At 72.6% G+C, this 10350-nt stretch carries 9 protein-coding genes, 1 pseudogene and 1 riboswitch; of the genes and pseudogenes, 6 read left to right on the top strand and 4 right to left on the bottom strand.

Features of this window, described 5'->3' with window-relative positions:
* From ACFWZ5_RS27255 to ACFWZ5_RS27230, 6 genes and pseudogenes are all read left to right on the top strand, one after another.
* Nucleotides 1–174, top strand: a pseudogene (locus ACFWZ5_RS27255) (phosphatidate cytidylyltransferase); the annotation flags it as partial.
* A 93-nt stretch (nt 175–267) separates the two neighbouring features.
* Nucleotides 268–1374 carry a 23S rRNA (adenine(2503)-C(2))-methyltransferase RlmN gene (gene rlmN, locus ACFWZ5_RS27250; RefSeq protein WP_384806977.1) on the top strand — a complete coding sequence of 369 codons (1107 nt, stop codon included), beginning with the start codon at nt 268–270 and terminating at the stop codon, nt 1372–1374.
* Nucleotides 1375–1398: 24 nt separating this feature from the next.
* Nucleotides 1399–1504: riboswitch (TPP riboswitch) on the top strand.
* 82 nt (nt 1505–1586) lie between these two features.
* Complete coding sequence (locus tag ACFWZ5_RS27245) at nt 1587–2678, top strand: thiamine ABC transporter substrate binding subunit (protein WP_384804717.1); 1092 nt, start codon at nt 1587–1589, stop codon at nt 2676–2678.
* Nucleotides 2654–4366, top strand: coding sequence for an ABC transporter permease (locus tag ACFWZ5_RS27240; RefSeq protein ID WP_384804731.1), 1713 nt, complete (start codon nt 2654–2656; stop codon nt 4364–4366). Before ACFWZ5_RS27245 ends, ACFWZ5_RS27240 begins: the two co-directional genes overlap by 25 nt.
* Nucleotides 4366–5460 (top strand): ABC transporter ATP-binding protein, encoded by a 1095-nt coding sequence (locus ACFWZ5_RS27235; protein WP_384804719.1) that lies wholly within the window; start codon nt 4366–4368, stop codon nt 5458–5460. The genes ACFWZ5_RS27240 and ACFWZ5_RS27235 overlap by 1 nt, the downstream gene beginning before the upstream one ends.
* Entirely contained in the window at nt 5457–6251 is a 795-nt protein-coding gene (locus tag ACFWZ5_RS27230) for a maleylpyruvate isomerase N-terminal domain-containing protein (protein ID WP_384804721.1), read from the top strand. Before ACFWZ5_RS27235 ends, ACFWZ5_RS27230 begins: the two co-directional genes overlap by 4 nt.
* Nucleotides 6252–6475: 224 nt before the next feature.
* Here ACFWZ5_RS27230 and ACFWZ5_RS27225 read toward each other — a convergent pair whose 3' ends face one another.
* The 4 genes from ACFWZ5_RS27225 to ACFWZ5_RS27210 form a co-directional block, all read right to left on the bottom strand.
* Nucleotides 6476–7603 (bottom strand): LOG family protein, encoded by a 1128-nt coding sequence (locus tag ACFWZ5_RS27225; protein ID WP_384804723.1) that lies wholly within the window; start codon nt 7601–7603, stop codon nt 6476–6478.
* Nucleotides 7573–7977, bottom strand: a complete 405-nt coding sequence (locus tag ACFWZ5_RS27220) for a VOC family protein (RefSeq protein ID WP_384804725.1) — start codon at nt 7975–7977, stop codon at nt 7573–7575. The genes ACFWZ5_RS27225 and ACFWZ5_RS27220 overlap by 31 nt, the downstream gene beginning before the upstream one ends.
* A 255-nt stretch (nt 7978–8232) precedes the next feature.
* Nucleotides 8233–9390, bottom strand: a complete 1158-nt coding sequence (locus ACFWZ5_RS27215; RefSeq protein WP_384804727.1) for a hypothetical protein — start codon at nt 9388–9390, stop codon at nt 8233–8235.
* Nucleotides 9372–10202 (bottom strand): ABC transporter ATP-binding protein, encoded by an 831-nt coding sequence (locus ACFWZ5_RS27210; protein ID WP_384804729.1) that lies wholly within the window; start codon nt 10200–10202, stop codon nt 9372–9374. The genes ACFWZ5_RS27215 and ACFWZ5_RS27210 overlap by 19 nt, the downstream gene beginning before the upstream one ends.
* Nucleotides 10203–10350 lie beyond the last annotated feature (148 nt).

The raw sequence follows: 10350 nt of genomic DNA, 5'->3' as shown, positions 1-10350 counted from the left end.
GCGAGTCCATGATCAAGCGAGACCTCGGCATCAAGGACATGGGCACGCTGCTGCCCGGTCACGGCGCCGCGCGGCGGAGCCGCATATCGATACAGCATGGACCGGCTCGACTCGTTGCTGCCTACGGCGCCGGTGGTGTGGCTGCTGTTGGTGGTGTTCGTCGGTTCCGGGTGATCGAACCCGTTTGACCTGCGGTTTCGTGGGAGAAGGGCCCGTTGTCCACAGGCGGCGGGTCCTTCTTCGTATCTCTGGGACAATGGATGCATCATGCCCAAGCCCGGAGAACTGACCTTTGTCGCGCCGCGCGGTGCCAAGAAGCCGCCGCGGCACCTCGCCGACCTCTCGCCCGCCGAGCGCAAGGAGGCCGTCGCCGCCATCGGCGAGAAGCCGTTCCGCGCGAAGCAGCTCTCGCAGCACTACTTCGCGCGGTACGCCCACGACCCCGCGCAGTGGACGGACATCCCGGCCGGTGCGCGCGGCAAGCTGCAGGAGGCGCTGCTCCCCGAGCTGATGTCCGTCGTGCGGCACATCAGCTGTGACGACGACACCACCCGCAAGACCCTGTGGCGGCTCTTCGACGGCACGCTCGTGGAGTCCGTGCTCATGCGCTACCCGGACCGGGTCACCATGTGCATCAGCTCCCAGGCCGGGTGCGGCATGAACTGCCCGTTCTGTGCGACGGGCCAGGCCGGCCTCGACCGGAACCTGTCCACGGCCGAGATCGTGCACCAGATCGTGGACGGCATGCGGGCGCTCCGGGACGGCGAGATCCCCGGCGGCCCCGCCCGCCTGTCCAACATCGTCTTCATGGGCATGGGCGAGCCGCTTGCCAACTACAACCGCGTGGTCGGCGCCATCCGCAGGCTGACCGACCCGGAGCCGGACGGCCTGGGGCTCTCGCAGCGCGGCATCACCGTCTCGACGGTCGGCCTGGTGCCCGCCATCCACCGGTTCGCCGACGAGGGCTTCAAGTGCCGCCTCGCGATCTCACTGCACGCGCCGGACGACGAGCTGCGCGACACCCTGGTGCCGGTGAACACGCGCTGGAAGGTCCGCGAGGTCCTCGACGCGGGCTGGGAGTACGCGGCCAAGTCGGGCCGCCGGCTCTCCATCGAGTACGCGCTGATCCGGGACATCAACGACCACGCGTGGCGCGGCGACCGGCTCGGCCGGCTGCTCAAGGGCAAGCCGGTGCACGTCAACCTGATCCCGCTGAACCCGACGCCCGGCTCGAAGTGGACGGCCTCGCGCCCCGAGGACGAGAAGGCCTTCGTCGAGGCCATCGCCGCCCACGGGGTGCCGGTCACCATCCGTGACACCCGTGGCCAGGAGATCGACGGGGCGTGCGGCCAGCTCGCCGCCGCCGAGAGGTAGTCTTGGCGGCGTACTGACATCTGCATATTCCGACAGGGGAGCGCCACAGCGCTGAGAGTGCGGTATCGACCGCAGACCCTCTGAACCTCGCCCGGGTCATTCCGGGTAGGAAGTTCGGTCACCACTCAAGCTGTTGCGCCCTGCCCGCGAACCGCCCGGTCCGCGGGCAGGGCCGCGTCTTCTCCTGGTCACTCCAGGAGGAATGAACTCACGTGAGCACCACCAAGAAGGCCACGCTCACCGCGCTCGCGGTGGGCCTCGGGCTGGTCGCCGTCTCCGCGTGCGGCTCCGGCAGCGACTCCGACGGCGGCTCCGCGAAGGGCTCCAAGGACGTCACCTTGGTCAGCCACAGCTCCTTCAACGTCTCCAAGGACGTCCTGAAGGACTTCGAGAAGCAGTCCGGCTACAAGGTGCACATCCTCAAGGACGGCGACGCCGGGCAGGCCGTCAACAAGGCGATCCTCACCAAGGGCAACCCGCAGGGCGACGTCTTCTTCGGCGTCGACAACACCCTGCTCTCCCGCGCCCTGGACAACGGCCTCTTCCAGCCGCACGTGGCCAAGGACGCGGGCCTGGTCCTGCCGGAGTACCGGCTCCCCAAGGGCGAGAAGCGCGTGACGCCCGTCGACTCCGGCGACATCTGCGTGAACTACGACAAGAAGTACTTCGCCGACAAGAAGCTCGCGCCGCCGAAGACCTTCGACGACCTGGTCAAGCCCGCGTACAAGAACCTCCTGGTCACCGAGAACGCCTCGACGTCCTCGCCCGGACTCGGCTTCCTGCTGGGCACCGCCGCCCGGTACGGCGACGACGGCTGGCAGGGCTACTGGAAGAAGCTCAAGGACAACGGCGTCAAGGTCGTCGACGGCTGGGACCAGGCGTACAACCAGGAGTTCTCCGGTTCGGCCGGCGGCAGGAAGGCCAAGGGGGACCGGCCGCTCGTCGTGTCGTACGCCTCCTCGCCGCCCGTCGAGGTCCTGTACGCCAAGCCGCGGCCCAAGGAGGCGCCGACCGGCGTCGCGACCGGCACCTGCTTCCGGCAGATCGAGTACGCGGGCCTGCTCAGCAACGCCAAGAACGCCAAGGGCGGCAAGGCGCTGCTCGACTTCCTGAGCGGCAAGCGGTTCCAGGACGACATGCCGCTGCAGATGTTCGTGAACCCCGTCCGTGAGGCCGCGCAGGTGCCGGGGCTCTTCCGGGAGTACGGCGTCGAGGTCGAGAAGCCCGAGACCATGGCCCCGAAGAAGATCGCCGACAACCGCGAGCCGTGGGTCAAGTCGTGGACCTCGCTCGTTCTGAAGTGACCGGGACCCCGGCCCGTAAGGGTCGGGGGCTCTCCCGGCGCAGCGCGGTGCGGGGCGGTGCCGCGCGGCTCGGCCTCATGGCCCTGCCCGTGGCGTTCTTCGCCGCGTTCTTCGCCTATCCGGTCGCCGCGATCGTCGCGCGCGGTCTGAAGGTCGACGGCGCCTGGCAGTTCGGGCGGATCGCCGACGTGCTCGGGCAGTCCGACGTCCGGCACGTGCTGTGGTTCACCACCTGGCAGGCGCTCGCGTCGACGGCGCTCACGCTCCTGGTGGCGCTCCCCGGCGCGTATGTCTTCGCGCGCTTCGAATTCAGGGGCAAGCAGGTGCTCCGGGCAGTCGTCACCGTGCCGTTCGTGCTTCCGACCGTCGTCGTGGGCACCGCCTTCCTCGCTGTGATCGGGCGCGGCGGGCTCTTCGACGAGCTGTGGGGCGTACGCCTGGACACCTCGGTGTGGGCGATCCTGCTCGCGCACGTCTTCTTCAACTACGCCGTGGTCGTCCGCACCGTCGGCGGCCTCTGGGCGCAGCTCGACCCGCGTCAGGAGGAGGCCGCCCGGGTGCTCGGCGCGTCCCGGCTGCGCGCCTGGCGGACGGTGACGCTGCCCGCGCTCGCGCCCGCCGTCGCGGCGGCCGCCCTGATGGTCTTCCTGTTCACGTTCACGTCGTTCGGCGTCGTACAGATCCTCGGCGGCCCCACGTACGCGACGCTCGAAGTGGAGATCTACCGGCAGACGGCCAATCTGTTCGACCTGTCGACGGCCGCCGTCCTCACCCTCGTGCAGTTCGCGGCGGTCGGCGCGGTCCTTGCCGTGCACGCGTGGACGGTGCGGCGGCGCGAGAGCACGCTGCGGCTCGTCGACGCGGCGACGACCGCGCGCAGGCCGCGCGGGGCCGGGCAGTGGGGGCTGCTCGGCTTCGTGCTCCTGACCGTGGCCGCGCTGATCGTGCTGCCGCTCGGCGTCCTGGTGCAGCGGTCCTTCGACGGACCGGAGGGCTACGGCTTCGCCTACTACGAGCAGCTGACGTCCACGGAGGGCGGGGCGTTCCTGGTCCCGCCGGTCGAGGCGATCGGGAACTCGCTCCAGTACGCGGCCGTGGCCACGGTCATCGCGGTCGTCGTCGGCGGGCTCGCGGCCGCCGCGCTGACCCGGCGCGCGGGGCGGCTCGTGCGCGGCTTCGACGCGCTGCTCATGCTGCCGCTCGGGGTTTCGGCGGTGACGGTCGGCTTCGGCTTCCTGATCACCCTGGACAAGCCGCCGCTCGATCTGCGGGCGTCGTGGTTCCTGGTGCCGCTCGCCCAGGCCCTGGTCGGCGTGCCCTTCGTCGTACGCACCATGCTGCCCGTGCTGCGCGCGGTGGACGGGCGCCTGCGCGAGGCGGCGGCGGTGCTCGGGGCGTCGCCGCTGCGGGCGTGGCGGGAGGTCGACCTGCCGATGGTGCGGCGTGCGCTCCTCATCGCGGCCGGGTTCGCGTTCGCGGTGTCGCTCGGCGAGTTCGGCGCGACCGTGTTCATCGCACGGCCCGACAACCCGACGCTTCCGGTCGCGGTGGCCACGCTGTTCGGGCGTCCTGGCGACCTCAACTACGGGCAGGCGATGGCCCTGTCGACGATTCTGATGGTGGTGTGCGCGGTGGCGCTGTTGCTGCTCGAACGGCTGCGTACGGACCGTACGACGGGAGAGTTCTGATGGCCGGCGCCGAGTCCGCCGCTCCGGTGGGGGAGCGGGCCGACGCACTGCTGCGGATCGAGGACGCCACGGTGCGCTTCGGCGCGCGGGCCGTGCACACCGCCCTGGATGCCGTCGACCTCGACGTCGCCGAGCACGAGGTCGTGTGCGTGCTCGGGCCGAGCGGCAGCGGCAAGTCCACGCTGCTGCGGGCCGTCGCGGGCCTTCAGCCCCTCGACGGCGGGCGGGTCGTGCTCGGCGGACGCGACCAGGAGGGCGTGCCCGCGCACAAGCGGGGCGTGGGCCTGATGTTCCAGGACCACCAGCTGTTCCCGCAGCGGGACGTGGCGGGCAACGTCGGCTTCGGCCTGCGGATGCACGGCGTGCCGCGCGCCGAACAGGCCCTGCGCGTCGCGGAGTTGCTGGACCTGGTGGGCCTGCCGGGCGCCCAGAAGCGGGCCGTCGCCTCCCTGTCGGGCGGCGAGCAGCAGCGCGTCGCGCTCGCGCGGGCCCTCGCACCGCGGCCGCGCCTGCTGATGCTCGACGAGCCGCTCGGCCAGCTCGACCGCTCGCTGCGGGAGCGCCTGGTGGCCGAACTGCGCGAGCTCTTCCACGAGTTGGGCACGACCGTGCTCGCGGTGACGCACGACCAGGGCGAGGCGTTCGCCCTCGCCGACCGGGTCGTGGTGATGCGCGACGGCCGGATCGCCCAGTCCGGCACGCCCCTTGAGGTGTGGCGCGAGCCCGCCGACGAGTTCGTGGCGCGCTTCCTCGGCTTCGACAACGTCGTCGACGCGACGGTACTGGGCGGGGCCGCGGACACCCCGTGGGGCAAGGTCCCCGTGCCGGCCGGGACGGCGGAGGGGCGCTGCCGGATTCTGGTGCGGCCTGCGGGGGTGCGGGTCGTGGCGGCGGACGCGGGGCTCGCGTGCGTGGTGACGGGGCGTACGTTCCGGGGCACGCATGTCGCCGTGCGGCTCGAGCCGGTCGGCGGCGGGCCGGTCCTCGAGGCGGCGTGCGAGCTGCGGGAGGCGCCCGCGCAGGGGGCGACGGTGGGGGTGCGGTTCGAGGCGGGGGAGATCGTCGTGCTCGGGCGGGGTATGGCTCGGGTATGACGACTCTCTCGTACGAGCGCTACCGCGCCCAAGTCGCCGCCCAGCTGGAGAGTTTGCGGGCGACACTCGACGGGGCCGACCTCTCGGTGACCGTGCCCACGTGCCCCGACTGGACCCTCGACCAATTGGTGCGGCATGTGGGCGGGGCGGTGCGGTGGGTGGAGCTGCACGTGCGGACCCGGGCGAAGGAGAACATCCCAGACTCGCAGGTGCCGGGCTTCGCCGGGCCCGAGGAAGGCGGCGTGGCCGCGCTCGACGCGTGGCTGGCCGAGACGGCGGAGATGTTCGACGCGACCCTGCGGGGTGCCGAGGCCGACACGCCCGTGTGGACCTGGGCGGGGGAGGCCACCGCCGGGTTCTGGGCGCGGCGGATGACGCACGAGGTGGCGATCCATCGTGCGGACGCGGCGATCGCGGTGGGCGCCGCGTATGAGCTTGCGCCGGATGTCGGCGCGGATGCGCTCGACGAGTGGCTGGAGATCGTGGACTACGTCCAGCACGTCGTGAAGGCGGACAAGGCGGCGGGGCTCACGGGGGACGGGCGGGTGCTGCAGCTGTGTGCCACGGATGCGGGGGCCGGGCTGGGGGCCGAGTGGGTGGTCACGCTCGGTCCTGAGGGGGTCGCCTGGCGGCGGGGGCGGGATCCGGAGGCGGATGTTGTCCTGCGGGGGCCTCTTACGGAGGTGTTGCTCGCCTTTTACCGGCGGCGGCCGTTGTCCTCCGGACGGGTGGAGGTGGTGGGGGACCGGGGGTTGCTGGAGTTCTGGTTGGAACGGGCGTCGTTCGGGTGACGTCGGCTGGGGCTGCCTGGCTTGGGTGGGCGGGGGTTGCAGCAGGGGCGCCCGGCGCGTGGGGCTGTGCCCACCCGTCCCGCCCTGCGGGACGACTGCCCACAGCCGGAAGCAGCAGGTGGCGGCGGCGGGTGGTGGTGGCTTTCGGCTGTGTGGTCTTGCGGGGTGGCTGCTGGCAGCCGGGGGCGGCGGGCGGTGGGGGCCGGGGGCGGTTGGTGTGGCCTCTAGCGCGAGAGGTCCCTGAGTGCTTCCGCTGCTGCGTCCACCTTGTCCACCAGTGCCACCCGGGTCGCCATCGCGCGGCCCGCTGCCAAGGACTGCAGGAGGGGCCATGCCGGGAGGCGGGTGGTCCAGTGGGTGCGGTCGACCAGGATCATCGGGGTCGGTTTGCCGCGGGACTCGTAGTAGTTGGGCGTCGCGTTGTCGAAGATCTCCTGGACCGTGCCCGCGGCGCCCGGCAGGAAGACGACGCCCGCGTTCGAGCGGGCGAGCAGGCCGTCCTCCCGGGTCGCGTTGGCGAAGTACTTCGCGAGGTGCGAGGCGAACGCGTTCGGCGGCTCGTGGCCGTAGAACCACGTGGGGATGCCCACCGACGCGCCGCCGGACGGCCACCGCTCCCTGACCGCGAACGCGGCCCGCGCCCAGTCGGTGACCGACGGCGTGAACGAGGGGACCTCGGCGAGGAGTTCGAGGGCCGGCTCCAGCATGGCGTCGTCGTGCGCGGCGGCGTACGCGCCGAGGTTCGCCGCCTCCATCGCGCCGGGGCCGCCGCCCGTCGCCACCGTGAAACCGGCCCGCGTGAGCGTGCGGCCGAGCCGTGCCGTGCCCGCGTACTCCGGCGTGCCGCGGCCCATGGCGTGGCCGCCCATGACGCCCACCACCCGCGCGCCGAGGAGGAGTTCGTCGAGCGCGTCCGAGAGGGAGTCGTCGTGCACGGCGCGCAGCATCGAGGCGAAGACGTCGCCGTCGGCCTTGGTCCGCTGGAACCACGCGTACGCGCGGGCGTCCGGCGTCGCCTCGTACCCGCCGTCGGCCAGGCCCGCGTACAGGTCGCCCGGGGTGTAGAGCAGCGCGCGGTACGGGTCGAAGGGGAGGCCCGGCACGGGTGGGAAGACCAGCGCGCCGGACGCCCGTACGCGGGCCGCCGCCTCCTCCGCCATCGGGCAGCCCAGGAACACGGCGTCCGTCGTGTCCGCGGTGAGCAGCGCCTTGGTGCGGTCCGTCAGGTCGACGGCCTGGACGCGGCAGCCGGCGAGTGTGCCGCGTACGCCCAGGACCTCGTCGAACTCGGTGAGCGTCTCGATCTCGCGGTCGGCGGGGCTCAGCCCTCGACCTGCGCCGGGTCCATCCACATGACCTCCCACGTGTGGCCGTCCAGGTCGTCGAACGCCCGGCCGTACATGAAGCCGTAGTCCTGGACGCGGCCTGCGGTGCCGCCCGCGGCCACCGCCTTGTCGACCAGCTCGTCGACCTTCTCACGGCTCTCCGCGCTCAGACACAGCAGCACCTCGCTGGTCTTCGTCGGGTCGGCGATCTCCTTGGTCGTGAACTGCTGGTAGTGCTTCTTGCCGAGCATCATCGCGATGATCGTGTCGCTGATCACTACGCAGGCGCAGTCGTCCGTGGAGAACTGCGGGTTGATGGCGTAGCCGAGCTGGGTGAAGTACTTCTTCGAGGCCTCCACGTCGTTGACGGGCAGGTTCACGAAGATCATCTGCTGGTACATGGGGTGTCTCCCGCTCGGTGGGTCCTGGTGGGTGCGTGCGTCTTACGGAGGGGTAGACAGGGGGGTGGTGCGGAAGTCATCGGTGGGTGGGGAAGTTTTTTCGGTGCGGGTGGGTGGGGCCTCGCGGGGCGCCCCAGGCCCGCCCCTTTCCCGAAACCAGGGGTTGCCGCCCCTGGGACCCCGCCCTTATCGGCGCTGCGCGCCTCGCCCTCAAGCGCCGGGCGGGCTGGAAGCTTCGCCGTGGCGGGCTGGACATCAGCTCAGTGGCATTGCCGAGAGCTGTGCCACCGTCCACGTCAGGGGGCCGAAGACCGCTGCCAGGGTGGCTGCTCGTAGGGTCGCCGCGCCGCGGAGGAGGGTTGCGGGTGCGCCCAGGCGGCGCAGGGCCGCTGCCGTGTCGGTGCGGGTGCGGTGGGCCTCGGCGGTGGCGGTGGCGAGGGTGAGGACCGTGCAGCCCCCGACGAGCAGGGCGCCGAGGGTGGTGAGGGGGCCGATGTCCGTGTGGCCGGACGCCGCGTGCAGGGTGGTTGCCGCGTACGCGCCCGACGCCACCGCGCAGACCACGCCGAGCGGTTCCCCGATCCGCCGGGCCTCCCGCATCAGGACGCGCCCGGCGAGCAGCCGCACCGCTCCGGGCCGCACGGCCTGCAGCACGCGCCCGCACAGATGAGTGAGGCCGGGGCCCGTGACGGCCAGTCCTGCGGCCGTGAGCGCCCAGCCGACCAGGACGCCGGCGGGGCTGCCCGCGATGCCGCCGGGCAGCCGGGGTCCGACGGCGTCGGCCTGGCTCGCGTACGTCTCGACGGCGAGCCCGGCGGCGAGCAGCGCGATGCCCCAGGGGAGCCCGCCGGGGGCTGCCGTCGGGGCGTCCGGGTCGTGGGCCTCGGGTCGCTCGCCGGGCTTGGCGCGGCGCGGGCGCAGGGCGAGGGCGCTCGCTACGGACGCGGTGAGCGGGACGAGCGCGAGCAGCGTGAGCGCGGCGGCGAGCGGCAGCGGCCGGTCGGCGGCGAGGAGTTCGGCCGCGTCCCCGTCGAACGGCAGTCCCGTCAGGTCGCCGCGCAGGTGCAGGAAGAACAGCAGCGCCACCATGGAGCCGAGCGTGCAGGCCACGGCCGTGGTCATGGCGGAGATGACCATGAGCCTGCCGGGGCCGAGCCCGATCGCCGCGAGGCCGGGGCGCGGCCGGGTGCCGGGGTCGGTACGGGCCACGGCGACCGCGAAGTACACGGTGGCGGCGAGCGGCACGGCGCACCAGGCGAGACGGAGCACGGAGCCGGTGGACGCCGGGTGGCCCATCGCGTACCCGAGCGCGCACAGCAGCAGGAACCCGGTCCCGGCCGACGCGGCGGCGACCAGGAGGCGCCGCAGCAGGACGAGCGGGTGGGCGCCGCGGGCTAGACGGAGAGCGAGCACGCGGCCCGACCTTCCGCACCGGAGCCGTCGGCATCACCGGACCGGCCGGGTTCGTGGGAGTCACCCGTCACTGCGGTGGCGTCGGAGCCGCCCGTCGCCGCACTGGCGTGCAGTGTCTCGTCCGGCAAGTGGAGCGTGTTCACGCGGCGGCCGTCCAGGAGGGACACCGTGCGGTCGGCGAGGGTGGCTACGTCGGCGTCGTGGGTGGCCAGGACGACGGTGATGCCGTGCGAGCGGGCGGCCGTTGTCAGGGTGCGCAGGACGTGGGCGCGGTCGGCGCGGTGCAGGGGCGCGGTGGGCTCGTCCGCGAACAGGACGGACGGGGTGGCGGCGAGCGCGCGGGCGACGGCGACGCGCTGGCGCTCGGACCGGGTGAGCGCGTGCGGGCGGCGGCGCGCGCAGCCGCCGATGTCGAGGCGCTCCAGCCACTCCTGGGCGGCGCGCTTCGCGGCCCGGTGCGAGGTGCCGCGCAGGAGCAGGGCGAGCGCGGCGTTCTCCCAGGCGGTCAGCTCCGGTACGAGGTGGGGTTCGGGGTCGATCCAGGCGAACCGGTCGCGGCGCAGCCGTTCGCGGACGAGCGGGCCCATCGTGTGCACGGGCGTGGAGTTGAACCACACCTCGCCCTGCTGCGGCAGGAGTTGCCCGGACAGGCACCGCAGGAGCGTGGTCTTGCCGCTGCCGCGCGGGCCGCCGACGGCGAGGATCTCGCGCTCGCGGACACCGAGCGAGACGCCGGTGAGTGCGGGAGTGCCGTTGAGTTCGACGTGCAGGGCGCGTGTCCACAGCACGTCGTTGTCCGGCGGGGCCACCATCGCGTACACCTCGGTTCAGATCAGATTGCCTCCCCCGTACGGGGGAACGAAGGCTGGGCCGATCGGTCACTGGGCACGCTAGGGATTCGGCATGGACCCCCGGACAAGGACGCGGCCCGGGTGCGCCCAAATAAAAAGGATTGGCGCA

It is taken from the genome of Streptomyces sp. NPDC059003 (assembly GCF_042740445.1).
GTDB lineage: Bacteria > Actinomycetota > Actinomycetes > Streptomycetales > Streptomycetaceae > Streptomyces.
The sequence above is the reverse complement of the archived record's forward strand: the minus strand, read 5'-3'. Positions and strand labels throughout refer to the sequence as shown.